Annotated in this window: 22 protein-coding genes; 13 read left to right on the forward strand and 9 right to left on the reverse strand. The window is 72.5% G+C overall.

Going from position 1 to position 26,694, the window contains the following annotated elements:
• Positions 1-78 precede the first annotated feature (78 nt).
• Positions 79-2,178, reverse strand: coding sequence for a DEAD/DEAH box helicase (locus JOD51_RS13550; protein ID WP_204609357.1), 2,100 nt, complete (start codon positions 2,176-2,178; stop codon positions 79-81).
• 277 nt (positions 2,179-2,455) lie between these two features.
• Complete coding sequence (locus tag JOD51_RS13555; RefSeq protein ID WP_259557498.1) at positions 2,456-3,310, reverse strand: PPK2 family polyphosphate kinase; 855 nt, start codon at positions 3,308-3,310, stop codon at positions 2,456-2,458.
• A 66-nt stretch (positions 3,311-3,376) separates the two neighbouring features.
• On the opposite strand from JOD51_RS13555, the gene JOD51_RS13560 reads away from it, so the two are divergent.
• Positions 3,377-4,384, forward strand: a complete 1,008-nt coding sequence (locus JOD51_RS13560) for an alpha/beta hydrolase (protein WP_204609361.1) — start codon at positions 3,377-3,379, stop codon at positions 4,382-4,384.
• Positions 4,385-4,451: 67 nt separating this feature from the next.
• Positions 4,452-4,712 carry a hypothetical protein gene (locus JOD51_RS13565; RefSeq protein ID WP_204609363.1) on the forward strand — a complete coding sequence of 87 codons (261 nt, stop codon included), beginning with the start codon at positions 4,452-4,454 and terminating at the stop codon, positions 4,710-4,712.
• A 19-nt stretch (positions 4,713-4,731) separates the two neighbouring features.
• On the opposite strand, the gene JOD51_RS13570 is transcribed toward JOD51_RS13565, so the two are convergent.
• From JOD51_RS13570 to yczR, 3 genes are all read right to left on the reverse strand, one after another.
• On the reverse strand, positions 4,732-8,109 hold the full coding sequence (locus JOD51_RS13570; RefSeq protein WP_204609365.1) for an efflux RND transporter permease subunit: 3,378 nt from the start codon (positions 8,107-8,109) through the stop codon (positions 4,732-4,734).
• A 158-nt stretch (positions 8,110-8,267) separates the two neighbouring features.
• Positions 8,268-9,041, reverse strand: coding sequence for a DUF6518 family protein (locus JOD51_RS13575; RefSeq protein WP_204609367.1), 774 nt, complete (start codon positions 9,039-9,041; stop codon positions 8,268-8,270).
• A gap of 142 nt (positions 9,042-9,183) precedes the next feature.
• Complete coding sequence (yczR, locus tag JOD51_RS13580) at positions 9,184-10,623, reverse strand: MocR-like transcription factor YczR (protein ID WP_204609369.1); 1,440 nt, start codon at positions 10,621-10,623, stop codon at positions 9,184-9,186.
• A 60-nt stretch (positions 10,624-10,683) separates the two neighbouring features.
• Here yczR and yczE point away from each other — a divergent pair, with 60 nt between their 5' ends.
• The 7 genes from yczE to JOD51_RS13615 all read left to right on the forward strand — a co-directional run bounded on the left by yczE (position 10,684) and on the right by JOD51_RS13615 (position 17,208).
• Positions 10,684-11,349: a membrane protein YczE gene (gene yczE / locus JOD51_RS13585; RefSeq protein WP_204609372.1), complete on the forward strand. Its 666-nt coding sequence runs from the start codon at positions 10,684-10,686 to the stop codon at positions 11,347-11,349.
• Positions 11,350-11,425: 76 nt separating this feature from the next.
• The gene (locus tag JOD51_RS13590) at positions 11,426-12,358 is read left to right on the forward strand and encodes a DUF4097 family beta strand repeat-containing protein (protein WP_204609374.1); all 933 of its coding nucleotides are present in this window, start codon (positions 11,426-11,428) and stop codon (positions 12,356-12,358) included.
• Complete coding sequence (locus JOD51_RS13595) at positions 12,355-12,942, forward strand: PadR family transcriptional regulator (protein WP_204609376.1); 588 nt, start codon at positions 12,355-12,357, stop codon at positions 12,940-12,942. The genes JOD51_RS13590 and JOD51_RS13595 overlap by 4 nt, the downstream gene beginning before the upstream one ends.
• Before the next feature lie 276 nt (positions 12,943-13,218).
• A complete protein-coding gene (locus JOD51_RS13600; protein ID WP_259557492.1) occupies positions 13,219-15,465 on the forward strand; it encodes an APC family permease in 2,247 nt (748 codons plus the stop codon).
• A gap of 27 nt (positions 15,466-15,492) precedes the next feature.
• Positions 15,493-16,281: a hypothetical protein gene (locus JOD51_RS13605; RefSeq protein ID WP_204609378.1), complete on the forward strand. Its 789-nt coding sequence runs from the start codon at positions 15,493-15,495 to the stop codon at positions 16,279-16,281.
• A gap of 111 nt (positions 16,282-16,392) precedes the next feature.
• Positions 16,393-16,641, forward strand: a complete 249-nt coding sequence (locus JOD51_RS13610) for a DUF3072 domain-containing protein (protein WP_111074916.1) — start codon at positions 16,393-16,395, stop codon at positions 16,639-16,641.
• 126 nt (positions 16,642-16,767) lie between these two features.
• Positions 16,768-17,208: a DoxX family protein gene (locus JOD51_RS13615; protein ID WP_204609380.1), complete on the forward strand. Its 441-nt coding sequence runs from the start codon at positions 16,768-16,770 to the stop codon at positions 17,206-17,208.
• A 38-nt stretch (positions 17,209-17,246) separates the two neighbouring features.
• Here JOD51_RS13615 and JOD51_RS13620 read toward each other — a convergent pair whose 3' ends face one another.
• On the reverse strand, positions 17,247-18,392 hold the full coding sequence (locus JOD51_RS13620) for an FAD-dependent oxidoreductase (protein WP_204609382.1): 1,146 nt from the start codon (positions 18,390-18,392) through the stop codon (positions 17,247-17,249).
• 162 nt (positions 18,393-18,554) lie between these two features.
• On the opposite strand from JOD51_RS13620, the gene JOD51_RS13625 reads away from it, so the two are divergent.
• On the forward strand, positions 18,555-18,761 hold the full coding sequence (locus tag JOD51_RS13625) for a DUF3073 domain-containing protein (RefSeq protein WP_166779844.1): 207 nt from the start codon (positions 18,555-18,557) through the stop codon (positions 18,759-18,761).
• A 211-nt stretch (positions 18,762-18,972) separates the two neighbouring features.
• On the opposite strand, the gene purM is transcribed toward JOD51_RS13625, so the two are convergent.
• The gene (purM, locus tag JOD51_RS13630; protein ID WP_204609384.1) at positions 18,973-20,067 is read right to left on the reverse strand and encodes a phosphoribosylformylglycinamidine cyclo-ligase; all 1,095 of its coding nucleotides are present in this window, start codon (positions 20,065-20,067) and stop codon (positions 18,973-18,975) included.
• Positions 20,068-20,138: 71 nt separating this feature from the next.
• On the opposite strand from purM, the gene purF reads away from it, so the two are divergent.
• Positions 20,139-21,596 carry an amidophosphoribosyltransferase gene (purF, locus tag JOD51_RS13635; RefSeq protein WP_204609386.1) on the forward strand — a complete coding sequence of 486 codons (1,458 nt, stop codon included), beginning with the start codon at positions 20,139-20,141 and terminating at the stop codon, positions 21,594-21,596.
• A 98-nt stretch (positions 21,597-21,694) separates the two neighbouring features.
• Here the strand turns inward: purF and JOD51_RS13640 are convergent, their stop codons facing one another.
• Positions 21,695-22,171: a hypothetical protein gene (locus tag JOD51_RS13640; protein ID WP_204609388.1), complete on the reverse strand. Its 477-nt coding sequence runs from the start codon at positions 22,169-22,171 to the stop codon at positions 21,695-21,697.
• A gap of 104 nt (positions 22,172-22,275) precedes the next feature.
• Here JOD51_RS13640 and JOD51_RS13645 point away from each other — a divergent pair, with 104 nt between their 5' ends.
• A complete protein-coding gene (locus tag JOD51_RS13645) occupies positions 22,276-24,864 on the forward strand; it encodes a LuxR C-terminal-related transcriptional regulator (RefSeq protein WP_204609390.1) in 2,589 nt (862 codons plus the stop codon).
• Between the two features lie 577 nt (positions 24,865-25,441).
• Positions 25,442-26,350, forward strand: a complete 909-nt coding sequence (locus JOD51_RS13650; RefSeq protein ID WP_204609392.1) for a DUF4184 family protein — start codon at positions 25,442-25,444, stop codon at positions 26,348-26,350.
• Here the strand turns inward: JOD51_RS13650 and JOD51_RS13655 are convergent.
• Positions 26,306-26,665: a sterol carrier family protein gene (locus JOD51_RS13655; RefSeq protein ID WP_204609394.1), complete on the reverse strand. Its 360-nt coding sequence runs from the start codon at positions 26,663-26,665 to the stop codon at positions 26,306-26,308. The two genes, JOD51_RS13650 and JOD51_RS13655, sit on opposite strands and share 45 nt — an antisense overlap.
• Positions 26,666-26,694: the final 29 nt, after the last annotated feature.

Consider the following 26,694-nt stretch of genomic DNA (forward strand, 5'->3'; position numbering starts at 1 on the left):
GCGGCACGACGGCCGTGACGGGAGGGACGGTACCAGCTGGTACCGGGCCTCCCGTCCGTCACGTGGTGCGTGCGCCGATCAGCGCGCGGCGAGCTCCGCGAGGATGCGGTCGCCGGGACCGCTCTCGACGAGGTCCGCCTCGATCTCGGCGTGCTCGAGGATGCCCTCGATCTTCCGGCGACGGCTGCGCGGGACGATCGTGACGACCGTGCCCTCCTTGCCGGCACGACCGGTGCGGCCGGAGCGGTGCATGTACGCCTTGTAGTCGTCCGGCGCGTCGGCCTGCACGACGAGCGAGATGTCGTCCACGTGGATGCCGCGCGCTGCGACGTCCGTGGCGACGAGCACGTTCACCCGGCCGCTGGTGAGCAGCGACAGGTTGCGGGTGCGGCGCGACTGGTTGAGGTCACCGTGCAGCGAGGTCGCACGGATGCCGGCGTCCTCGAACTGCTCGGCCAGACGCTCGGCGTAGGCGCGGGTGCGGGCGAAGACGATGGTCTTGCCCTCGCCTGCGACGAGCTCCTCGAGGACACGGTCCTTGTCGCGCTGCTCGACCACGAGCACACGGTGGTCGATGGTCGAGGACGCCTGGTCCTCACCCGCGACCTCGTGCACGCTCGGCTCGTGCAGGAACTGCTCGACGAGCGCCGCGACCTGGGTGTCGAGCGTGGCGCTGAACAGCAGCTTCTGCGCACGGTTGCCCTGCGGGGTGACCTCGGCGGTGGCGCGGAGGATCTCCTGCACCGGCTCGAGGAACCCGAGGTCGCACATGTGGTCGGCCTCGTCGAGGACGGAGATGACGACCTCGCTGAGGTCGAGCTTCCCCTTGTTCAGGAGGTCCTGCACGCGGCCCGGGGTGCCGACGATGATGTCGACGCCACGCTCGAGCGCACCCTCCTGGCGGCCGTAGGGGACGCCGCCGTAGATCTGCGTCGTGAAGAGCCCGACCGAGCGGGCGATCGGCTGCACCGTGCGGTCGATCTGCAGGGCGAGCTCACGGGTCGGCGCGAGGATCAGCGCACGCGGGGCGCGGCCCATCTTGCGCTTCGTGCCGCCGCCGTGCTCCATGAGCTTCTCGACGAGCGGGGCACCGAACGCGATGGTCTTGCCGGAGCCGGTGCGGCCGCGGCCGAGGACGTCCTTGCCGGCGAGCACGTCGGGGATCGTCGCGGCCTGGATCGGGAACGGGCTCGCCGCACCCAGTTCGGCGAGGGCGCGGGAGATGTTGCCGCCGATGCCGAGGTCGCCGAAGGTCACACCGTCGACGTCGGCGGCGATGGTCGCCTCGGCCTGCAGCTTCTCGAGCTTGACGTCGTCCGCGGGGACGAACGGGGTGCGCTCGGTCGGGCGGTCGGTGCGGTCGAAGCTGCGCGGGGCGCGGTCGTCGCGGTCGAAGCGACGCGGACGGTCGTCGTTGTCCCGACGCGGGGCACGGTCGTCACGGTTGAACGAGCGCGGGGCGTCGTTGTCACGACGGGGCGCGCGGTCGTTGCGGTCGAAGCTGCGCGGGGCGCGCTCGTCGCGGTCGAAGCGACGCGGGCGGTCGTCGTTGTCACGACGCGGTGCGCGGTCGTTGCGGTCGAACGAACGCGGGGCGTCGTTGTCACGACGGGGCGCGCGGTCGTTGCGGTCGAACGAACGCGGCGCACGGTCGTCACGGTTGAACGAGCGCGGGGCGTCGTTGTCACGACGCGGGGCACGGTCGTTGCGGTCGTTGCGGTCGAAGCTGCGGGGAGCGCGGTCGTCACGGTCGAAGCGACGCGGGCGGTCGTCATCGTCCCGACGGGGCGCACGGTCGTTGCGGTCGAAGCTGCGCGGGGCGCGGTCGCCGGAGTCGCGACGGGGTGCGCGGTCGTCGTCGCGACGGGGGCTACGGTCGTTTCGGTCGAAGCTGCGCGGGGCTCGGTCGTCACCGCGTGCGGGACGACCCGCACCGCGGGGCTCCCACGCCGGACGGCTGCCGCGGCTGTCGCGGGGCTCCCAGTTCGGGCGCTCGCCCGACGAGGGACGGGCGCGACGCTCTTCGGCGTCCCAGCGCTGCTTCTGGCGCGGGGCGGTGGGCTCGGGGGCGCGGAAGCCGCGGTGCTTGGCACTGCGAGCGGCGGGGGTGCCGTTCGGGTGACGAGCGCGGTCGGAGCGGTCGGCGCGGGAGTTCGCGCCCTTGTCGTACGGGGCCATGTGTTCTTTCCGGGGTGCAGACGTCCCACGCGGCCCGGCAGCGACATCGGCGGGGGCGGTTCGTGGAGAGGGGGTTCATCGCGTCGTCGATCGACGTGATTCCAGCCCTCGAACTACACAACACCCAAACACGTCCGCGACTCGCGAGCCACGGTGTCGAAGGCCGACCGACCGAGTCTACGCGACCGGATGCCCGAAGGCCAGCCCCGTCGAGGCCGACGGGGCCGTGACGGGGGTGCGCCGGGCCTCCCGGCCGGAGGCTCGGACCCGCAGCGGGTCAGGACTCGGCGAGTCGCTGTCGCTGCTCGGCCACGTCGAAGTCGGCGGCCGGCCACGAGAGGTGCATGTCCTCGAGGGCACGGAGCAGGAGCTGCTGCACGGCGAGGCGGGCGTACCACTTGCGGTTCGCCGGCACGACGTACCAGGGCGCCTGCTCGGTCGAGGTGCGGTCGAACGCCACCTGGTACGCCTGCTGGTACTCGTCCCACCGGAGGCGCTCGTCGATGTCCGCGGGGTTGAACTTCCAGTGCTTGTCCGGCCGGTCCAGCCGGTCACCGAGCCGTTCGCGCTGCTCGTCCTTCGAGATGTGCAGCATCACCTTGACGATCGTGGTGCCCTGCTCGGCCAGGCGCGACTCGAAGTCGACGATCGCGCCGTAGCGCCGCTCGATCTCCGCCGGTTCCGCCAGCCCACGGACGCGCTGGATCAGGACGTCCTCGTAGTGGGACCGGTCGAACACCCCGAGCTGGCCGGCGTCCGGCAGCTGTCGTTCGACGCGCCAGAGGAAGTCGTGCTCGCGCTCCTCGGCCGTCGGGGCCGTGAAGCCGGCGTAGTGGACGCCGTTCGGGTCGACCGCGCCGACGACGTGCGAGACGATGCCGCCCTTGCCCGCGGTGTCCATCGCCTGCAGGACGAGCAGCACACGTCGCTGGTCGCCCGAGGTCGCCCCTGCCCAGAGGCGCTCCTGCAGGGCGGTGAGTCGCGAGGCGCCGGCGGCCAGCGCCTCGAGCCCGTCGATCTTCCGGCCGGGGAAACCCGGCGTGCCGTCGGGGTCGACGGTGTCGAGTCGGAACCCGGGACCGACGCGGAGGAGCGGTTCCGGATCGGCGTTCCAGGACTTCTGACGGCTCACGGGATCCTCCTGCGGGTGTGACCACCATCCTGGCACCCCCGACGAGCCCATGTAGCGTGGCTGGCGATGAAGTCCGGCCGTCGTCTCCTGCTCGCGCTCGTCGCCGCGGTCGCGATCGTCGGCGCGGTCGCGTCCTGCAGCGCCGACGGCACGGGCGACCGGAACTCGACGGTCACCGCGGGGCCGGTCATCTACCCGCTGTCCCTCCGCTACCACGGCATCGACGTCGTCCAGGACGTCCCCTACGGGCGGGACCCGCTGCAGCAGCTCGACGTGTGCCTGCCGGCCGACAGCCCGCCGGAGAGCACGGCCACCCCGACGGCGACGCCGACCGCTGCGCCGACGGAGGCCCCCGACCGGGTCGAGGTCGGCACCCGTCCGGCGGTGATGATGATCCACGGCGGCAGCTGGTCGCACGGCGACAAGGCGACCGCCGCGTACCGCTCGGTGTGCCAGTACCTCGCCTCCGAGGGGTTCGTGACCTTCAACGTCGACTACCGCCTGGCGCCGACCGACCCCTTCCCCGCCGGACTCGACGACGTCCGCCGTGCGCTGGACTTCGTGTTCCGTGAGACCACGCTGCAGACGTACGACGTCGACCCCGGGCGCGTCGGGGTGTTCGGCGGCAGTGCCGGAGGGAACCTCGCCGCGATGCTCGCCGTGGAGGACCACCGGTCCACCGCCTACGCCGACGGCTTCCGGATCCGGGCCGTCGTCGACCTGAGCGGGCCGACCGACCTGACGGCCCGCTCCACCGGGTCGGACGGCGTCGCGGCGGCGTTCCAGCGGAAGCAGCTGCTCTACCTCGGGTGTGCGTCGTACCGGGCGTGCCCGGCGGCCGAGCGGGCGTCGCCGGAGTACCACGTGACGAAGGCGACCGCGCCGTTCTTCATCGGGCACTCGACGGACGAGTTCATCCCGCTCTGGGAGTCACAGCGGTTCGCATCGACGCTGCGCTCGCACGGCGTCCCGGTGACGTTCGTGGCGGTGCAGGGGTCGGCGCACTCGATCGCGCAGCTCGACGAGGCGATGAGTCGACGGGTGACGAACTTCCTCCGCGCCGGCCTGCGCTGACGCCCCCGGGTGGGTGGCCCCCGGAACGGGACTGCCGACGGGCCCGCGTGGTCGCCAGACTTCCGGGGTGCCCTCCACGCCCGTCACCCAGACGCCGGTCCCCCGCGCCCCGCGTCCGTCCACCACGCCGCTGACCGGCGTCCGGACCTCCGTTGAGCTGCTGCTCGGGCTGTCGTTCCTGGTGGTCGTGTCCTTCGGTGGCGCCGGGGCCGCGGCCGGGCACGTGTCCGTCGTGGCGGAGGTCGCTGCGGTCGTGTTCCTCGTCACCCTGACCTGCGCGGTCGTGTCGTGGTTCCGTCCGGCCGACCGGGAGCCCAGCGACCGCTGAGCCCCCGGCCGGCAGCCGATCAGGCTTGCGCCCGCTGAGCCTTCCGCTCGGCCCGACGCTCGCGCGCACCCTCGACGAGGGCGTACAGCGCCGGCAGGACCACGAGCGTCAGCAGCGTCGACGACACCAGACCGCCGATCACGACGAGCGCGAGCGGCTGCGAGATGAAGCCCGACTTGCCGGTCAGTCCGATCGCCATCGGCAGCAGCGCGAAGATCGTCGCGGTCGCCGTCATGAGGATCGGCCGGAGACGACGGGCCGCTCCCTCGAGCAGGGCGTCGCGGACGCGGAGCCCTCGTCTGCGGTACTGGTTCACGAGGTCGATGAGCACGATGGCGTTCGTCACGACGATGCCGATGAGCATCAGCAGGCCGATCAGGGAGGCGACGCCGAGCGGCACGCCGGAGATGATCTGCAGCAGCAGTGCACCCGTGAAGGCGAACGGCACCGACACGAGCAGCATCAGCGGCTGGAGCAGGCTGCGGAACGTCGCGACCATGATCACGTAGACGATCAGGACGGCGACGACGAGCGCGAGCCCGAGCTGCGAGAACGCGGACGACTGGCTGGCGGCGACACCACCGATCGACGCGGTCGCACCGCGCGGCAGGTCGAGCTGGTCGACCGCCTTGGTGACCGACTGCACCGCGGCACCGAGGTTCGCGGCGTCCGGCGTCACGGTGATCGTCGCCGTGCGGGCCGCGTTCGTCGTGGTGACGGTGGTCGGTCCCTCGGACTTCTCGACCGTCGCGACGTCCGTCAGCTTGACGGTGCCGGTGCTCGTCGGGACGTCGAGGTCACGGAGTGCGGCGATCGTCGTCGGCGGCTCGGCGTCGGCGATGTAGACGTCGAGCGTCGCGTCGTCGATCTCGATGCTGCCGGTGTCCCGCGGCGAGACCGCTGCGGCGACGAGCCCGCCGACCTGGGTCTCGGTGAGCCCGAGGGATGCGGCCTTCGCCCGGTCGACGCGGACGGCCAGGAACGGCTCCGCCGCCGACAGGTTGCTCGACGCTGCCGTCGTGTTGTCGACCGACTGCATGGTCTTCAGGACCTTCTGCGACGCCGTCTCGAGCTGCGACTGGGTCGGCGCGGTGACGTCGACCTCGATGTCACTGCTGCCGCCGAAGCCACCGCCGGAGGACGCGATGGTGATCTCACCCACGCCGTCGATCCGCCCGAGCGACTTCCGGGCATCGGCCTGGATCGTCGTCTGGTCGGCGTCGGCGTCCGTCGTGACGGCGTACTGCACCGAGGCGGTCCCGCCCCCGCCGAACGCCGCCTGGATCGACTGGCCGCTCGTGCCGATGGTGGTCTGCACGGTGTCGACGCCGGAGACGTCCTGCAGCGCCCGCTCGACCTTGCGTGCGGAGTCGGACTGCACGGCGAGGCTCGACCCGGCCTTGAGGTCCTGCGTGACGGTGAACGTGTTCTGCCCGGAGTCACCGAGGTAGTTCGTCGTGACGAACGGCAGCGAAGCGACCGTGCCACCGAGGACGACCACGGCGAGCAGCACGACGACGACGGGCTTGCGGACGGCCCAGCGGAGGACCGGCAGGTACACGCGGCGCAGTCGGTCGGAGCTGCCGGCGTCGTGCAGGTCGTCTGCCGAGGCGAGCGTCCCCTCGGACCCCGGACGGATGGTGTCGAGGTCGGCGACTGCCGGATCGGTCCCCGCCTGCGCGGGCGCTGCCTGCGCGGACGATGCCTCGCCCTGCTTCGCCTTCGCGGGGCGCAGCCACCAGTACGCGAGCACCGGCACGATCGTCAGCGAGACGAGCAGCGAGGCGATGAGCGCCAGGGTGACGGTCACGGCGAACGGTCGGAAGAGCTCGCCCACCAGTTCCGCGACGAAGGCGACCGGCAGGAACACGGCGACGGTGGTCAGGGTCGAGGCGGTGACGGCCCCGGCGACCTCGCGCACGGCCTCGAGCACCGCCCGCCCACGGTCGACGCCGGGCACCATGTGCCGCTTGATGTTCTCGATGACGACGATGGAGTCGTCGACCACGCGGCCGATCGCGATGGTCAGGGCGGCCAGCGTGATGATGTTGAGCGTGTACCCCGCGGCCCGCATGCCGATCGCGGCGAGGAGCACCGAGGTCGGGATCGAGATCGCGGTGACCAGGGTGGAGCGCCACGAGAGCAGGAACACCAGGATCACGATGACCGCGAAGCCGAGGCCGAGCAGGCCCTCTTCGGCGAGGGAGTCGATCGACTGCTGGATGTAGGGCGCCTGGTCGAAGACGACGGTGAAGCGCGGGTCGCCCTCGATCTTCTTCTCGATGCCGGGCAGGGCGTCACGCACGGTCTTCGAGACGTCGACGGTGTTGGCTTCCTGCGTCTTCGTGATCGAGATCGTCAGCGCCTGCTCGCCGTTCACGCGGCTGATCGAGGTGCGCGGGGACTCCTTGATGGCGACCGTCGCGACGTCGCCGAGCGTGGTGTCGGTGGGGGTGGCCGCGGTGGTCGCGCCGCCGGCCGCTGTGCCGTCGGTGGGGGCGGTCGTGGTCGTCCCGCCGGTCGCGGTCGCACCGGTACCGCCGGCTCCGGTCGCAGCCCCCGTGGCACCGGCGCCGGCAGCACCGGCCCCGGTCGTCCCGCTGCCGGTCGTCGTGCTGCCGGCGCTCGAGGAACCGGAGCCCGAGGAACCCGAGCCCGACGACGAGCTCGTCAGGGGCAGGTCACGGATGTCCTTGAGCGACGCGATCCGCTCGCCGGTCTGCACGGACAGCGTCGAGCCGTCCTCGGTCAGCGTGCCGCCGGGGATCAGCGTGCCGTTGTCGTCGAGCGCGTCGGAGATCGCCGTCTGGCTGAGCCCACGCGCGGCGAGCTCGTCCTGGTCGGGCGTGATGACGACGCGGCGGCCCGGGTTGCCGAAGACGTCGGCCTGGCGCACGCCGTCGAGCTTCTCGAGGTCGGGGATCGCCGAGGCCTGCAGCCGGTCGACGAGCTGTTCCTGGTTGCCGGAGGCCGACACCGCGACCTGCAGCACCGGCAGGTCGTCGAAGGACCCGGTCACGATCTGGGTCTGCACGGAGTCGGGCAGCGACAGGGCGTTGACCGCGGTCTGGATCTTGTCCTCGGCGCTGGCCAGGTTGGAGCCGTACTTGAACGAGGCCGACACGACGCTCTGCCCGGTGGACGAGGTCGCACTGGTCGACTCGAGGTCCGGCACGACCTGGATCGCCTGTTCGATCTTGGTCGAGACGTCGTTGGACACCACCTCTGGCGTGGCTCCGGGGTAGGCGCTGACGATGGCGACCTGCGGGAACTCGACGCTCGGGATGAGTTCCTGCTTCAGGCTCGACAGGGCGACGCCACCGAAGACGGCGACCACGATCGTCACGAGGGCGATGAGGGCGCGGTTCCGGAGACTGAAGACGGAGAGGAGGTGCACGTCTCGATCCTCGCAGTCGCAGCGGCCGCGCGCGCCCCGGCGGTGCACTCTGTGGACGAACGTGCAGTTTCGGCGGGATGTGCAGGAGCAGTGCGGCGGAGCGCTGGCCGGCCGAAGCCCGCAGACCGAAGCCCGCAGACCGCGGGCCGCGGACCCGGTCAGACCAGGGCGATCCCGACGTACACCACGGCGACGGCGACCGACCCGACGATCCCGGTGCCGAGCGCGACCACCCGTCCGACCGGTGTCCGGGCCAGCGCGATCCCCACGACGAGCACGGCGATCCCGACGGCGATCTGGACGATCCACGTCGCCGAACCGGTGGTCGCGGCGACCTGCAGCAGTCCGCGGACCCCTTCGCCGATGAGCACGGCGGCGGTGACCCCGGCTGCCGCACCACGCCAGCGGCCGTCGGCGGAGCGCACCGCGACGGCGACCGCCCCGGCGAGCAGCCCGGCCGGCAGGGCGACCACGACCCAGAAGCTCGTGATCGACAGGGTGTCGACGAAGCCGCGGAGGTTCGTGGCCGCCCAGTACCCGATGTGCATGAGCTCGAGCAGCACCGCCCCGAGCACCATCGCCAGGGCCACCCGCAGCCGCCCGACACGTCCACTCGCACGCCCGGCGACACCGGCGCGCTCGGCGACACCGGCGCGCTCGGCGACACCGGCGCCCCGGCCGACACCCGACGCGAGGACGAGCAGCGCCGCGACGACGAACCACGGGCCGGCCGAGTTCGACACCGTGCCGAGTCCGGGCACCGCCTGGCCGAAGCTCGTCGCGACCCCGGCCAACAGTGCCCCCGTCAGCGCCATCGTCACCCGGGCCAGCGGCGGCACCCCGACGGACGCGCCAGCCGGACCAGACGAACCAGACGAACCCGCCGGCGTCCCGGGCAGTGCGGCAGACGAGGAGGACAGGGTGCTGTTCATGGTCCGATGCTCCCGCCTCGGCACCGCGCAGCGCGTCACCCGACAGGGCCACCCGCATCCCCCGCGAGAGTGACAAGCGGTCGCGACCGACAACCGGGCGCGACCGACATCCGGGCGAGGCCGACAAGCGCGAAGGCCCGCCTCACACCACCGCCGCCGCCGACCCCCGCGTCTCCACAGCAGCTCCGCCGACCCGCTCCCACGACCGCGCCAGCGCCCCGACGAGCCGCTCCCGGTCCGCCCCCGAGACGGTGAACGGCACCCGCAGCGAGCGCTCGAACCCGCCGTCCGGCCCGAACACCCCGCCCGAGGCCAGCACCACCCCCTCGGACCGCGCCGCGAGCACGAGCGCGCTCGACACCGGCCGCCCGAGCCCGACCCACAGCGTCAGCCCGCCCGCCGGGGACGGCACGTCCCACTCCGGCAGCCGCGCTCGGAGCGCGGCCACGAGACCGTCGCGACCGTCGCGGAGGACGTGACGCCGGGCCTCCAGGACGGCCGCGGTCTGCGGGACGAGCTCACGCGCGACGAGCTGGTCCAGGACGGGCGTGCCGAGGTCGCCGGTCGGTCGGGCGAGGAGCAGCCGCTGGAGCAGTTCCGGGGCGGCGCGCACCCACCCGATCCGCAGCCCGCCCCAGAAGACCTTGTCGGCGGACCCGACCATGACCACCTGGCCGGGCGCGTCCGCGGCGAGGGGCCGTGAGGGCAGCCCGTCGATGCGGAGCTCCCCCATCGTCTCGTCGGCGACGACGACCGTGCCGACCGCGGCGGCGGCCTCGAGCAGCACCCGACGGGCGGAGTCGGCCATCGTCGCGCCGGTCGGGTTGTGCAGCTCGGGCATGACGTAGGCGAGCGTCGGGGCCGAGCGTCGGATCGTCGCGTCGAGCACGCCCTCGTCCCAGCCGCCGCGGACGTCGACGGGGACCGAGACGAGTCGGCCGCCGGCTTCGCGGAGGACCTCGTGGGCGTGCGGGTACGTCGGAGACTCGACCAGGACGGGGTCGCCGCGGCGGACCAGGACCCGGGCGAGCAGGGCGATGGCGTGCTGCGCGCCGATCGTCACGACGACCTCGGACGGGGTGGTCGGCAGGCCCCGTGCGGTGTAGCGGTCGGCGATGGCGGCGCGGAGACCGGCGTCGCCGACGGTGTCGTAGCCGATCCCGGCGAGCGCCGCCGGCAGGTGGCGCATCGCCCGCTCGACGGCCTCGGCGACGCCCGGGGCGCTGCGGAGCGCGGCCTTCCGCAGGTCGAGCAGGTCGTCGGGGACGACGCCGGCCAGGTGTTCGGGGTCGGGGCGTCCCTCGAGCGGCAGGCGGATGACGCTGCCGGAGCCGCGGAGCGAGGTGAGGTAGCCGTCCTCGCGGAGGCGCGCGTAGGCGTTGGCGACGGTGGTGCGGGAGACGCCGAGCGCGGCGGCGAGTCCGCGTTCGGCGGGCAGCCCGGCGCCGTGCGGGATCCGTCCGTCGATGACGAGGACCCGGACGGCGTCGGCGAGCGCCTCGTAGGCGGCGGCGTCGGACCCTGCGCGCCAGTGTCGGAGCAGCAGGGCGACGGACCGGGCGCTGAGCAGGACGGGGGTCATGGGTCCACGGTAGCCGGATTGGCTCTCGCACAGCAGGCCAATCTGCGGGACGATCGACCCATGCCCCGCTCCACCGCCCTGTCCCTGCGCTTCGTGCAACTCGCCGTCGGCCTCTTCCTCTACGGCGCCTCGGTGGCGCTGCAGGTCCGCGCGGTCGTGGGCGTCTCGTCGTGGACGGTCCTGACGCAGGGTCTCGAGAACGTGCTGCCGTGGTCGTTCGGCGTCATCACGGTGGTGTCGAGCCTGGTGATCCTGCTGTTCTGGATCCCACTGCGCCAGAAGCCGGGCATCGGGACGCTCTGCAACGCCCTGGCGATCGGTCCGGCCGCCGACCTGGTGCTCTGGCTGGTGCCGGAACCGGGCAGCCTGGTCGGCCGCGTCCTGCTCTTCGGCGGCAGCCTGGTCCTGCTCGCGGTCGCCACCGCCTGCTACATCGGCGCCGGCTTCGGCACCGGCGCCCGCGACGGCCTGATGGTCGGGCTGCACGAACGCCTGGGGTGGCCGGTGTGGGTGGCGCGCACGGTCGTCGAGGTCACGGTGGTCGTCGTCGGCTGGCTGCTCGGCGGTGACGTCGGCGTCGGCACGGTCATCGCCGCGTTCGCGATCGGCCCGATGGTCCAGCCGCTGATGCGCCACTTCCGTCGGTTCCCGTGGAGTCCGGTCCGGGAGGCCCGTCCCGCCCCCGCCACGCCGGTTCCTGACCCTGCGCCGAGCATCCGGCACTGACCCTGGCCGCACCGCGGAGACGCGATGTATCGTGTCGCAGAAGACGCGACACATCGCGTCTGGACAGGGAGACGTCATGGCACAGGAGAAGTGGCTCGTCGACGAGCCGAAGGTCATCGACACCGGGATCGTCCGCGCCCTGCGGATCGGTCTGGTCGGCGGACAGGTGGACGTCGTCACGCACGACGAGCCCACCGCCCGTGTGGAGATCCACCAGGTCTCCGGCAAGCCCATCAAGGTCGAGATCGAGGGCGACACCCTCACCGTCGACCACCCGCAGATGCGCTGGGACGACGTCCTCGGGTTCCTCAAGTCCTTCCGCGGCGGCGGTGCCCGAGCCGACGTCAGCATCTTGGTCCCGCGCGACGTCACCGTGACGATCGGCGTCGTCTCCGCCGGCGTCCTGCTCTCCGGCACCGAACGCGGCGCGACGCTCAACAGCGTCTCCGGCGACGTCGTCCTCGACGGGGTCATCGGTGACGTCGTCGTCAACGCGGTCTCCGGCACGACCACCCTCCGCGACCAGGTCGGTGCCGTCGCGCTCCGCACGGTCTCGGGTGACGTCGTCGCCACCGGTGAGATCCGCCGCTTCACCGCGGACGGGGTGTCCTCGGCGGTCGTGCTCGACCTGCACGGCTCGCCCGACCAGGTGAAGGTGAACACGGTGTCCGGGTCGGTCGACGTCCGCCTCGAGCACGGCACGCCGTACACGAGCACGATCAACACCGCGACCGGTCGCCTGCAGTTCGACGACGCCGAGATCCGCGGCACCCGTGGGTCGTACACGCGGACCGACGGCGAGCTCGCCGGGTCCTACGTCGACATCCGCATCAACTCGGTGTCCGGCGACGTCGCGATCGTGCACGGCCACGCGCCGAGCACGCCCGAGGCACCGACCACCCCCGACGCCCCGACCACCCCGGACGCCCCGACGACGCCCGGCGCACCGCCCGCACCGGCGGCGCCGACCGCTCCGTCCTTCGACGAGCAGGGCGGGACGATCGCATGAGCCCGGTCTTCGCGCACGGCCACCTGCGCCTCTACCTGCTGGTCCTGCTGGCCGACCACCCGATGCACGGGTACGAGGTCATCACCGCGCTCGGCGACCGCTTCGGCGGCACCTACGTCCCGAGCGCCGGCACCGTCTACCCGCGCCTGGCCAAGCTGCAGGAGGACGGCCTGATCACCGGCACCTCCGACGGCCGCAAGACCGTGTACGCCATCACGGACGCCGGACGCGCCGAGCTCGACGCCCGCGCGGACGAGGTCGCCCTGCTCGAGAACGGCGTCACCGACAGCGTCAAGTCCCTGGCCGACGGCGTCCGCGCCTCGGTCGGTGCCGCGATGAAGTCGCTCCGTGCGGACCTGGCGGCCGCCGCCGAGCCGGGTGGGTCCGGCGGGTCGTCCACCGCGGGCCCGACCGCGGTGCCGGCAGCGGGCGTCCGGTCCCTCCGTGACGCCGAGATGGCCGTCGCCGTGTTCCGGCAGCAGCTCCGCGCCGACCTCCGCCGCCGAGCCGCCCGCGGCACGCTCGACGACGCGGCCGTCCAGCGGCTCCGCGACGGCCTGGAGGCACTGCGCAAGTCCCTCTGACCGGTGCGGGACGAGGCTGACCGGTGCGGGACGAGGCTGACCGGTGCGGGACGAGGCTGACCGGTGCGGGACGAGGCGGGCGCGATCCGCGCCTCCCGTCCGGCGCCGGTGCGTCGGCCCAGCCTGTCCGTTCCTTCAGGAACGCCACCCCGAACCCCTCCGATCCGCGCCGTGTCGCGGATCGGAGGGGTTCGTCGCATCCGGTTCGGTCACGGCGGAATACCGTTCGGGCCCGCGGTGTTGCGTTCGCCCACCGATTGAGTAAGTTCGTCGCTCGTGACCAACGAGACCCGGTCGTTGAAAGCCCGACTGATCGGCGACCCACTCCCCTCCGAGAAACTCGAGGGGCAGCTGCTGCCGAAGCACCTCGCGCTCCCCATCTTCGCCAGCGACCCGCTCTCCTCCGTGGCCTACGCGCCGCAGGAGCTGCTGATGATCCTGCTGCTCGGCGGGATGGCGTTCCTGACGTTCGCCCCGTGGGTTGCGGCGATGGTCGTCCTGCTGCTCGTCGTGGTCGTCGCGTCCTACCGACAGCTCATCAAGGCGTACCCGTCCGGCGGCGGCGACTACGAGGTCGCACACCGGAACCTCGGCGAACGGGCCGGCCTGGTCGTCGCCAGTGCCCTGCTCGTCGACTACGTCATGACGGTCGCGGTGTCGGTGGCCTCGGGCGTGGACAACATCATCTCGGCGCTGCCGATGCTCAACGAGTTCCGGGTCGAACTCGCGATCCTGTTCGTCGTGCTGCTGGCGGCCGCGAACCTCCGCGGTGTCCGCGAGTCGAGCAAGGCCTTCGCGGTCCCCACCTACCTGTTCGTGGCGAGCGTCTTCGTGATGGTCGTCACCGGCCTGGTCCGGGTCGCGGCCGGCAACGCCCCCGTCGCCGAGTCCGCCGCGTACACGGTGCAGAACGTCGAGCACACCACGCAGGCGGCCTTCATCCTGCTGCTCCTCCGCGCCTTCGCGTCCGGCTGTTCCGCGCTGACGGGCGTCGAGGCGATCGCGAACGGCGTGCAGGCGTTCCGTCGTCCGAAGATCAAGAACGCCCAGCAGACGCTCGTGCTCATGGGCGGCATCGCGATCGTGCTGTTCATCGGCCTCATCACGCTCGCGCTGGTCTCACGCGTGCACTACGCCGAGAGCGCCTGCGACCTGCAGGGCTTCGCGAACTGCAGCACCACCCCGCAGCGCTCCCTGATCGCCCAGATCGCGGCGGCGACGTTCGGCAACAACTCGGTGCTGTTCTTCGTCATCCAGGCCACGACCGCGGCGGTGCTGCTCCTGGCGGCGAACACGGCGTTCAACGGGTTCCCGCTGCTCGGCTCGATCCTGGCCCGCGACTCGTACGCCCCGAAGGCCCTGTCGACCCGCGGTGACCGCCTGATCTACTCGAACGGCGTCATCCTGCTGGCACTCGTCGCGGCGGCGCTGCTCATCGTCTACCGGGCGAACGTCACGAGCCTCATCCAGCTCTACATCATCGGCGTCTTCGTGTCGTTCACGCTCGGCCAGAGCGGCATGGTCAAGCACTGGGTGAGCCTGCTCCGTGCGGACCGGGCCGGCACCGCCGACGAGCCGGTGAACCGCGGGCAGGTGCTCCGGAGCCTGACGATCAACTCGATCGGTGCGACCTTCACCTTCGTGGTGCTCGTCATCGTCACGATCACGAAGTTCACGCACGGCGCCTGGCTGGTCTTCGTGATCATGCCCGTGCTGTTCGTGCTGATGCTCGGCGTGAACCGCTACTACCGCGACGTCTCGCACGAGATCCAGGCTGACGTCGAGACCGAGTTCGGCGCGACCGGCGACCACGCCATCGTCCTGGTCAACAAGCTGCAGAAGCCCGTCCTCAAGGCCCTCGACTACGCGATCGCGGCGAAGCACGCCGGGCTCGAGGCCGTGCACGTCGCCATCGACGACGCCGACGCCGCCCGACTGCGCGAACAGTGGGCCGAGCACGGCATCGAGGTCCCGCTGACGATGGTGCCCAGCCCGTACCGCGACATCTCGATGCCGCTCATCAAGTACATCAAGGCGCACCGGCTCGAGCACGGCTCCGAGGTCGTCACTGTGTACACGCCGGTCTTCATCGTCGGCCACTGGTGGGAGGGCCTGCTCCACAACCACCGCGGTCGTCGGATCCGCCGCAAGCTGCTCCTCATGCACGGCGTCACGGTCGCGCTCGTGCCGTGGCTGCTCGACTCCTCCGAACTGCTGTACGGCAAGCGCTCCCGCCCCTTCCCCGGGCAGGACCGCCGCGGTGAGCCCGTCCGGCCGCCGCTCCGCCGCTCACCGCACGGCGTCTTCCGCTCGGAGGCCGAGGAGGACCGGCTCATCCGCTCCGCCCAGCGCAACAGCCTGGAGCCGCAGAAGCTCGCGCACCAGCCGTCCGCCGCCTCCCGTCGCGCCACCCGGCCGGCCGGCCCCGCCGAGGGCGTCGACCCCGCGCTCTGCACCGGCGAGGTCCGCTCGCTCGTCGCGGCCTCCCCGCCGGTCCCCCGTCCGCACGATGACGACGCGTGACGGTGCCCGGTCGTACGATGTGACCCCATGACGACCGCTCCCGAGGCCCTGCGCACCTTCGCGACCTTCGACGGACACGGCGGCAAGGTCTCGAAGCGGGTCGAGGTGCTCGACCACATGCCGCCCGTGTCGCCGGACGGCCGCTACGACGGCCTCGTCGCCGTGCGTGGCGAGCACCCCCTCGGCGCCCTCGACGAGCGGGCGGCGGACGACTCCGCCGAGCTCGCCCGCGGTGTCGCCAGCATCGGCTGGGTGGACCCGGCCACGCTCCGCGACTGGTACCGGCCCGACCGGGTCGTGGTGAGCCTCCTGGACGCCCGACGGTCCGGGCTGGAACCGGGGGTCTTCGCCGACTCGCGTGGACGCGGTCGCGTCCGCATCGACGGCCGGGAGGCCCACCTCGCCGCCGACGGTCGGCCCGCCTTCCGGGCACTGGCCGGCACCGCGGACGCGCCGAAGGCGGACGTACCGCTGCCGATGGACCAGGTGGTCCGGCTCGTCGTCGTGTCGTCCGGCGTCACCGACACCCTGACCGGAGCGTCCGGGGTGGAGATCGTGACCACGCCCGTCATCCCGGTGCTGCCCCCGGGTGCGTACCCCGTGTACGCCGACGACGTCCCGGGCCTGCCGCCGCGACCCGCGTCCGGACGGGTCGACGTCACCGCGGCGGTCCTGCTGAACGGGTCGATGCACCGGGTGGACCGACTGGACGAGCCCGCGAACACGCTCTGGATCGAGCGGGGCGGCCGGGTCGTCCCGGTGGCGGCGAGCGACGTCGGCGGCGACCTGGTCCGGTACACCGCGACGCCGGCCTGAGCACGGCGCTCCCGGGCCACGAGGTGCGTCCGGGTGCCCATTGTCCGCTCACGGCCTGCGGGGGACGCCGGACTGCGCCGCTGGTCGGGGGTGCGGCGTACGGTCCGGGGCATGAGTGATGCAGACCAGAACCAGCCGGAGACCCTCGGCGGAGAACGCCCGGACCCCTCGACCACCGCGAGCAAGGACCCCGAGCAGTGGGTCACCGGCGACGAGCCGATGACCGGCCCGCAGCGCAGCTACCTCGACACCCTCGCCCGCGAAGCCGGCGAGGAACTGTCGGCCGACCTCACCAAGGCCGAGGCCTCGGAGCACATCGAGCGCCTGCAGGAGAAGACCGGACGCGGCGCTTCTTCCTGAGCAACAGTCGTTGCTGTACGGCGGTCCGCAGTTCTGCGGACCGCCGTCTGGCATCCACCTGACAGACCCCCGGCAGTCGCCCGGGCAGACCGGATCGATGACACGTCACCACTTAGCGTCGTGGCCATGCGAACCACTTCGACCTCCATCGGCCTGACCGTGCTCCGCGTCGTCCTCGGCGTCGTCTTCATCGCCCACGGTGCCCAGAAGTTCAGCCAGGGGATCCCCGGTGTCACGCAGGGGTTCGCCGGCATGGGCGTCCCCTTCGCCGAGGTCGCCGCACCGCTCGTCGCCGGCCTCGAGCTCGTCGGCGGCGCCCTGCTGGTGCTCGGCGTCGCGACCCGCGTGGTGGCCGTCCTGCTCGCCGTCGACATGGTCGTGGCCGGGGCACTGGCGCACCTGCCCTCGGGGTTCTTCTCGCAGGACGGCGGGTTCGAGTACGTGCTCGTCCTGGCCGCCGGGTCCCTCGCCGTCGCACTGACCGGCCCGGGGCGGTACTCGGTCGACGCCGTCGTCGTGCGGCGCTCGCGCGGTCGTCGTGGGGCGCAGGAGCCGGTCGCCGCCTGACCAGGGGTCCGGCCTCACTGCCCGGCAGTCGCGACGGGTCAGGCCGGGCCGTGGTCCTCCGCGCGATCCGCCGCCTCGTCGTCGGCCAGCACGGCCAGGACCTGGCGGGCGATCCGACGCCCGGCCCGGTTCGCGCCGATCGTCGACGCCTGCGGGCCGTAGCCGGCGAGGAACAGCCGGGGCTCGGCGCTCGACCGGCCGTCCTCGACGACGACCCCGCCGGACTCGGTCCGGAGGTGCAGCGGCGCGAGGTGCCGGAGGTCGGCCCGGAAGCCGGTCGCCCAGAGCACCGCGTCGGCGTGGACGTGCTCGCCGTCGGCCGTCAGGACACCGTGCGCATCGAGTCGTGTGAACATCGGTTCAGCTTCCAGGAGCCCGCGAGCGATCCCCCGTCGGATCCTCGGGGACACCGGCAGCCCGGTCCCGCTGACGATGCTCGGGAGCGCCCGACCGGCCCGGGCGGCGCGGTCCTGGTCCTCGACCGCCGCCACGGCCGCACCGACGGCCAGGCCCGGTTCCTCCGACCAGACGACGGGCCGACGTGTGAACCACCGCGTCGACCGGGCGACGCCGTCGAGTTCGAGCAGGAAGCCGATCGCACTCGTCCCGCCGCCGACGACCACCACGTCCTGCCCGGCGAACTCCGCCGCGTCGCGGTAGCCCGTCGTGTCGAGCTGCCGGCCGCCGAAGACGTCACGACCGGGGACCCACGGCACGAACGGGGTGCCCCACGTCCCCGAGGCGTTGACGACCACCTCGGTCCGGATCGCCCCCGCGACACCGTGCTCGTCCCGGGTCTCGACCACCAGGGCGTCCGATCCGCGGTCGTCACCGTGCCGGACAGCCGTGACCCCGACCGGCCGACGCACCCGGAGGTCGTGGTGCTCCTCGAACCGGCGGTAGTACTCGGACACGACCTCCCGGGCCGGCCGCTGCCGGTCGGCGTCGTCGAAGCGGAGGCCCATCTCGTGCATCCCGGGCAGGTCGTGCACCCGGTGCGCGAGGCCGAGCCGCAGCGCGTCCCACCGGAACTGCCACGCGCCTCCCGTCCCCGGAGCACGGTCCAGGACCACCAGGTCACGGCCGGCGACGAGCCCGGCGCGCTGCAGGTGCCAGGCGACCGAGAGTCCGGCCTGACCAGCACCGATCACGACGACGCGGGCTCGTTCTGCTGGGCGGATCATCACCCTCGATTCTGCTGTGCTCGGGACGCGCCGGGCGAAGTCGGCAACGGGGTACATGGTAAAGTGGACGACAGATTTCAAACCACGAACCGTCTGTTCTTCCCGGGTGCACACTCGTTGCCCGCCGAGACCGGACACGAGCCGAGACAGAGGGGGTCACGCATGGGGCGCGGCCGTCAGAAGGCGAAGCACACCAAGGTCGCCCGGGAGCTGAAGTACTTCAGCCCGGACACGAACTACGGTGCTCTCGAACGCGAACTCTCCGTCGCACAGCAGTCGGACGAGCCCGACTACGTCGACCGCTGGGGCGACGAGTTGGGTGACGAAGGAGACCTGGAGAACCAGACGGACACCAACAAGTCCGCCTGACCTCCGGGTCGATCACGCCGCGCGCCTCCGGGCAGCGCGGCGTTCGTCGTCCCCGGGGGTGGTGCGGGCGGGGCGGCGCCGAGGTCGGAGCCGGGGTAGCGGGCCGCAGAGGTCCCACGAACTGCCGCCCGGGCAGCCGGAGGCGGCTCGTCGTGCGACCTCGAGCACGGACGAACCGCAGCCGGAGCGCCGACGCAGCGCCGGACGGGACTCAGCTCGCGTAGGACCCGACGAGCCGCACGGCCCCGCCGTCGACACCCTTCGCACCCTGCTCGAACCCGGTCAGGTCGCGCGTCCCGATCGACACCGTGCCGACCGCCCACGCGGGCAGCCCGGCCGAGCGCAGCGTCGCGGTGACCCCGTCGACCGACGCCGCCGAGACCACGGCGAACATCCCGATGCCCAGGTTCCAGGTGCTCTCGGTGTCCTCGACGGGCGTGCCGGCCAGGTCCGCCAGGACGCGGAACACCGGGAGCGGCTGCCAGGTGGAGCGCTCGACCTCGACCCACGAGCCGACGGGCAGCACCCGCGCCAGGTTCGCCGCGATGCCACCGCCGGTCACGTGCGACAGCGCGTGCACGTCGCCCGGGTGCCCGTCGATGAGCTCGAGGAGCGGGGTCGTGTAGAGCCGGGTGGGCTCGAGCAGCGCCTCGCCGACCAGGCCACCGAGCTCTGGCAGCGTGTCCGTGTAGCCGATCCCGCGCTGGCCCAGGACGTGGCGGACGAGCGAGAACCCGTTCGAGTGCAGCCCGGAGGACTCGATGGCGATGACCACGTCCCCGTCCTGCACCAGGTGCGCGCCGAGCTGCGACCCGGCCTCGACCACGCCGACCGCGGCACCGGCGACGTCGTAGTCGTCCGGTCCGAGCAGACCCGGGTGTTCCGCGGTCTCACCGCCGACCAGAGCGGTGCCGGTGGCCGCACAGCCGCGGGCGATGCCGGCAACGATGTCGGCGATGCGGTTCGGGATGACCCGGCCGCAGGCGATGTAGTCGGTCATGAACAGCGGCGTCGCACCGACCACGACGATGTCGTCGACGACCATGCCGACCAGGTCCTGCCCGATCGTGTCGTGCTTGTCGATGGCCTGCGCGATCGCGACCTTCGTGCCGACGCCGTCGGTGGAGGTGGCGAGGAGGGGCCGCTCGTAGTCCTTGAGGAACGAGACGTCGTACAGGCCGGCGAAGCCGCCGACCCCGCCCAGGACGGACGCGTTGTGCGTCGCCGAGACGGCGGACTTCATGAGCTCGACGGCCAGGTCACCGGCAGCGGTGTCGACGCCGGCCTCGGCGTAGGGGTTGGGCATACGTCGTCCTCCGCGGGGCATGGCAGACTTGTTCGGTACCACCCGATCCTACGGTCTGGAGCACCCCGCGAATGTGCGGCATCGTCGGCCTCGTTTCGCAGGGGCCTGCAAACCAATCCATCTACGACGCCCTGCTCCTCCTGCAACACCGGGGACAGGACTCCACGGGCATCGCCACGGTCGACGGGCACGTGCACCACATGCACAAGACCCGCGGCCACGTGCGCGAGGGGTTCCGTACCCGTGACATGCGGGCACTCCTCGGGACGATGGGCCTCGGCCACGTCCGCTACGCCACCCGCGGTGCCGCCGCGAACGAAGAGGAAGCCCAGCCGTTCTACGTGAACGCGCCGTACGGCATCGTCCTCGTGCACAACGGCAACCTGACGAACACGCGGGAACTCACCCGCGAGCTGTTCGACATCGATCGCCGGCACCTCAACACGACCTCGGACACCGAGCTCCTGGTGAACGTCCTGGCGCACGAGCTGCAGGGTCAGGTCCGCGGCACGCACCTCGACCCCGCGCAGGTGTTCGACGCCGTCGAGCGCGTGCACGAACGGGTGGAGGGCTCGTACGCCACGATCGCCACGATCGCGGGGCACGGCCTGCTGGCGTTCCGCGATCCGTTCGGCATCCGGCCGCTGATCCTCGGGCACCGGTTCGACGACGCGGGCAAGAGCGAGTGGGTCGTCGCGTCCGAGTCGCTGGTGCTCGAGTCCGGCGGCTACGACATCGTCCGCGACGTCGCCCCGGGCGAGGCCGTCTTCGTCGAGATGGACGGCACGATGCACGCCCGTCAGTGTGCGAAGGACCCGCGCCTGGTGCCGTGCTCGTTCGAGTACGTCTACCTGGCCCGTCCGGACTCCGTGATGAACGGCATCTCCGTGTACGACGCCCGGCTGCGCCTGGGCAACCGGCTGGCGGACACGATCGAGCAGTACGCCCCGACCGGTGACATCGACGTCGTGATGCCGATCCCGGACTCCAGCCGTCCCGCAGCGATGCAGGTCGCACGGAAGCTCGGCATCGAGTACCGCGAGGGCTTCTACAAGAACCGCTACGTCGGCCGCACCTTCATCATGCCGGGGCAGGCGGAGCGCAAGCGTTCGGTCCGCCAGAAGCTCAACGCGATGTCGTCCGAGTTCAAGGGCAAGAACATCCTGATCGTCGACGACTCCATCGTGCGCGGCACGACGAGCAAGGAGATCGTGGAGATGGCGCGGGCCGCGGGGGCCAACGAGGTCACGTTCACGAGCGCGGCTCCGCCGGTCCGGTTCCCGCACGTGTACGGCATCAACATGCCGACGCGCGCCGAGCTCATCGCCCACGACCGGAAGATCCCGGAGATCAACCGCGTCCTGGGCAGCGACCACCTGATCTACCAGGAGGTCGGCGACATGCGGGACGCGATCATCGAGGGCTCCGACGTCACGGACCTCGAGATGAGCTGCTTCACGGGCGAGTACGTCACCGGCTCGGTGTCGCCCGAGTACCTGGCCTGGGTCGAGGCGAACCAGCTCAGCTGACGCTGGTTCCGCGACGCGGGATCAACGGACTGGAGGCCCGTCACCAGCTGGTGACGGGCCTCCAGTTCCGTTGCGTGGTCGCGTCCGCGACCGCAGCCTCAGCGCTCGGGCTGTTCCCGCGGTTCGGGCTGTTCCGGCTCGTCGGCCGTGACGTCGGTGGCGGGCACGTCGGTGGCGGGCCGGACGTCCGGTGCCGCGTGGTCCTCGAGCTCGCCCTCGACGGTCTCGGGGGCCGGGTCGACCGCGACGCGCTCGGCCGTCAGCCGGGCCGCACGGCGGGACGAGAGCTGGTCGAGCACGACGGCGACGACCGCGCCGACGAGCATGCCGATCGACACGCCGTACAGGCTGAAGTAGCCGACGAGGCCCGCGAAGCCGGTGGTCTCCTGCTGGTTCCCCCGGTCGATGCCCATCGTGAGCGCGACGACGATGACGGTCACGAAGAAGCCGAGGACGGCGCCGCCGAGGATGAAGACGCTGAAGCGGGGTGCGCGTCGGATGGTGACCTGGTCCGGGCTGGTGACCGCGTTGGGCGCCGGTGCCGGGCGTTCGTCGGGTCGATCGGTGTTGCTCACCCGCCCATTGTCCCCCACCTTGGGAGGCGGCACGCCAGGCAGTTCGTCCGGTGGACGCGACATGATGGTCCACTACCGCAGAGTGTCGAGGACGGAGGGACGCGATGGTCGAGGAGACCGCGTCGAGCGAGGGCCGTCCGACGACCGCTCCCGCACGTCTGTCCTGGCCGGTGATCACCCGTGACGAAGAGGACCGGGCCGTCGCCGTCGTCGGGGAACACCGGTGGAGCGTCGCCCTCGTCGGCACCGCCGGACTCGGCAAGACCACCGTCGCCGCCCGCGTGACCGACCGGGTCGCCGAGCAGGAGCGCGAGGCGGATCCGCTCGTCGTGCCGATCACCGCCGTGGCGGCCGGCTCGTCGATGCCGTTCGGCGCGGTGTCGGACCGCTTCGGGGACGTCCTGGGCGACGACCTGACCGAACCCGTCCCGGCCGAGGCGCGCCTGCGTGACGCGGCCGAGGCGGAGGGACGCGACCTGCTGCTCCGCGTGGACGACGCCGACCTGCTCGACGCGCTGTCCGCCCGGTACGTCGCCTGGCTCGTCCGTGACCAGCACGCACGGCTCGTCCTCACCTGCCGGGACTTCACCGCCCTGGCCGAACCGCTGCGTGCGCTGTGGCAGGACGACCTGCTCGAACGCATCGACCTGGAACCGCTCGACCTGGCCGAGACCTCGTCGCTGATCGAGCGCGCACTCGGCGCCCCCCTCGAACCGGCGTCGGTGGAGCAGGTGCACCGCGCCACGCAGGGCAACCCGCTGTACCTGCGGGAGGTCGTCCGGGCAGGCCTGTCCTCCGGCGCGCTCGAGCACACCGCCCTCAGCTGGTACTGGCGTGGGCGGGTCACGGCGTCGCTGAGCCTCGCGGACATGTACCGCACCGAACTCGGGGCGCTGCCGGGCGAACTTCGGGACGTCGTGGAGATCGTCGCCCTCGCCGAACCGATCCCGCTGTCCCGCCTGATCACCCTGGTCGACGGGCACGACCTCGACCGCATGGTGGGACTCGGCTTCGTCCGCATCGACTCCACGGACACCGGCAGCCCGGTCGCGCGGTCCTCGCACCCGCTCATCGGCGAGGTCGTCCGTGCCCTGGTGCCGGTCGCCCGCCGCACCGCCCTGTTCGCCCGGGCCAACGCGTTCCGTACCGACCGACCCGAGGGGGCACCGCCGGCCGCCCGGCTCCGCTCCACCCTCTGGGCGCTGGAGTGCGGCATCGTGCCCCCGGTCGACCAGCTGCTCGACGCCGCCCGGGTCGCCGGCGGCCTGCAGGAGCACGAGAGCGCCATCGCCCTGACCACCGCGGCCCTCAACGCCGGGGCCGACGCCGGTCTGACCCCGACCGACCGGGTGCGCACCCACTGCCTCCGGTCCCTGGCGTACGGCTACAGCAGCGGTCGAGAGGCAGGACGACTCGACGCCGAAGCAGCCTGGGGCCTGGTGACCTCGGGGGTGCCGGTCGACGACGTCGCCGTGGTCGAGGCCTGCGAGACGCTCGCGAACCTCCGTCAGTTCCACGACGACGACACCCCGGCAGCCGTGACGCTCACCGAGGCCGCGATGCGGTTCGTCGGCCCGGACACCCTCGAGCAGCTGCGGGTCCTGCGGCTGTCGCACCTCGGCTGGGGCGGCGACTTCGCCGAGGTCCGCGAGGAGATCGAGCGCACGGGAGTCCTGCACGCCCCCGCGATCCCCCGGTCGTTCCTGCCGATCGCCCCCTGCGCCGTCGCGGCCCTGGGCACCGGGGGCCGGCTCGACGACGCCCTGCGGCTGGCGCAGGCGTGCCTGGCCACGGCGGCGGTGCACCTCGAGGACTCCCCGTGGAGCGTCGGCGAGATCGTGTCGGTCATGCACCAGGTGCAGGTCTGGCGGGGCGACATCGCCGAGATGGTGACCCAGGTGCCGGTCAGCCGGTCGGACCCGTTCCTGAAGTACGACTTCACGCTCGAGCTGTTCGGCATCGGCAACCGGGCCCTCGGCCAGCGCCGGTGGTCGGATGCGGTCACCGCGTTCACGGCCGCCTGCGAGCGGTACGCCGTCGACGACCCGGGCGGGTTCGCCGCGTACGCGTGGGCGCGCCTGGCGATGTCGCAGGCCTACGCGGGGATGACGGACGCGGCCGCCGAGTCCGTCGAGCGGGCACGGACGACCCCGCTGCGGGCGATGCGGATCCTGGCCGACCAGATCGAGATGACGATCGCCTGGACGGAGGCGCTGCTCGGCAACCCCGCCGGGCTGTACCGGGCCGACGAGCTCATCGCCCGCGGCACCGCCTCGGGCGCCTGGACACACGTGCTCTACGGGCAGGCGCTGCACTACGTGATGGACGTCTCGTCCGGGCGGGACACCGCGGCGTCGCTCGGTCGGCTGCAGGAGGCGACCACCCGGGTCGACGGTCCCCTGGCGCACGCGATCACCCGGTACGTCGACGCGCTGCGGTCCGGTGACCGCGGCTGGATCGCCAGCGCCCAGGCCGACCTGGCCGCGTGCGGGATGGCGGTGTCGGCCGGGCGGCGGACGCAGCCGCTGACGAAGCGGGAGTACGAGGTCGCCCAGCTCGCGGCGCAGGGGTTCTCGAACCGCCGGATCGCCGAGCAGCTGGGGTTGTCGGTGCGGACGATCGACGCCCACATGTCGCGGGTGTTCGCGAAGTGGGACCTGCACGCGCGGTCGGAGCTCGCCGAGCTGGTCTGACCTGGCCGCACCGAGACGCTGGCTGCCCGGAACGCCGGCTGTCCGAGACGCCGGCGTCAGCCCGAGGCGCCTCCATCTGCCCGAGACGCCGGCGTCAGCCCGAGGCGCCGCCATCTGCCCGAGACGCCGCCGGATCCTGCGGCGTCTCGCGAAGTCGGCGGCGTCCTCCGGAGGCGGGCCCGTCTCGCTGGCGACGGGAACCGGACACTCGGCCGACCCAGGCGGGCAGCGACCCGTGCAGCAGCCCGGTCGGACGCCGCCGTCACCGTCACCGTCCCGATCGTGCCGCTGTCGTCCGGGCGCGACGGATCGGCCGCAAGAAGTTGCGCGATGCAGCACGACTCGCCGTTCTTGTTGACACAGCGGGCCCGGTTTCGCGTAGCGTTGCGTACGTCGCCGGGTTCGGACCCGTTCGGGTCGGGTCCGAATCCCGGCGACTTCAGCAAGGCTAGAGAAGCAGGCGCACGGTCCACATCGGTAGGACCTACCTAATTCCCGCCGGTACCGAACAGGACCGGCAGCCGTCTCCGTCTTCCGGCCGATGTGCCCACGTCCCGCCGGACGCCAGGCTCGTCGCGTGCCGTTCACCATCAGCCACGCGGTCGTCGCCCTGCCGTTCCGCCGCTCCGCGCTGCCCGTCGCGGCGGTCGCCGTCGGCTCGATGGCCCCCGACGCCGTGCTCTTCGCACCTGTCCTGCCGCCGTACGGCTTCGCGCACTCCTGGCCCGGTGTCGTGACGGTCGACCTGGCGGTGTCGCTGGTCGTGCTCGCCGCGTGGTGGTTCCTCGTCCGTCCCGCGTGGACGCCGGTCCTGCCCGCCCGGTACCGCGCGCAGCTGCCCGGCTGGGACCGGCCCGAACGGATCCCGCCGACGCGGATCCCCCAGGTCGTCCTCGCCTGTCTGCTCGGCAGCGTGACGCACGTCGTCTGGGACGCCTGCTCGCACCCGGACGGCTGGGTCGTCCGGCACGTGCCGTCACTCCGGTCCGAGGTCGGCGGGCACCCCGTGTCCGCCCTCGTCCAGGACGGCTCGAGCGTCGGCGGGCTGCTCCTGCTCCTCGTCCTGCTGCTGCGGTGGGCGCGACGCGCGGCGGCGGCGAGCGACGTGGCGGCGGTGGGGCGGGCCTCCCGGCCGGACCGCGCGGCGGTCGCGACGGTCCGTTCCGAACGGGAGGCCCGCACCGTCCCCGTCGCCGCCCTCGCGGCCGTCCTGCTGGTCGCGCTGGTGACCGCGGGGTCGGTCGCCCTCGACGACGGCGGCGTCGGCACGGTCGTGCTCCGTGAGGCGTTCGCGCTGCCACCGACGGTCGCGGTGACGCTGGTCGTCGGGGCGCTCGTGCTGCTGCTGGTGCGGCGCGGTCGGACGACGGACGCGCGAGCGCAGTCGGAGTCGTCAGCGCAGGCGGACGCGCAGACGGACCGGTCAGCGCAGTCGGAGTCGTCAGCGCAGACGAACCGGCAGGAACGCGGCGAGGTCCGCCCGTGACCCGGACGCACTGACCCGCCGGGCGGTGTCGGGGTCGTCCCAGCGCAGTCGGCCGGTGGCGAGCGCGAGCCACGTCGTCGGGTCGGTCTCGACGACGTTCGGCGGGGTGCCGCGGGTGTGCCGGGGTCCGGGCACGGCCTGCACGGCGGCGAACGGTGGGACCCGGACCTCCACGCTGTTGCCCGGCACGTCCTCGGCCAGGCGCTGCAGGGTCCAGCGGACGGCGGTCGCGATCGAGGCCCGGTCCGTCGCACCGGCGGTCACGGCGTCCAGGGCTGCCCGTCCGACGGCGTCTTCGATGGTCCTCGGCGGCATCTCCACAGGCTAGCCGGTGCGCTGCGGGC

Source organism: Curtobacterium herbarum (assembly GCF_016907335.1).
In the GTDB taxonomy this organism is placed as follows: Bacteria; Actinomycetota; Actinomycetes; order Actinomycetales; family Microbacteriaceae; genus Curtobacterium; species Curtobacterium herbarum.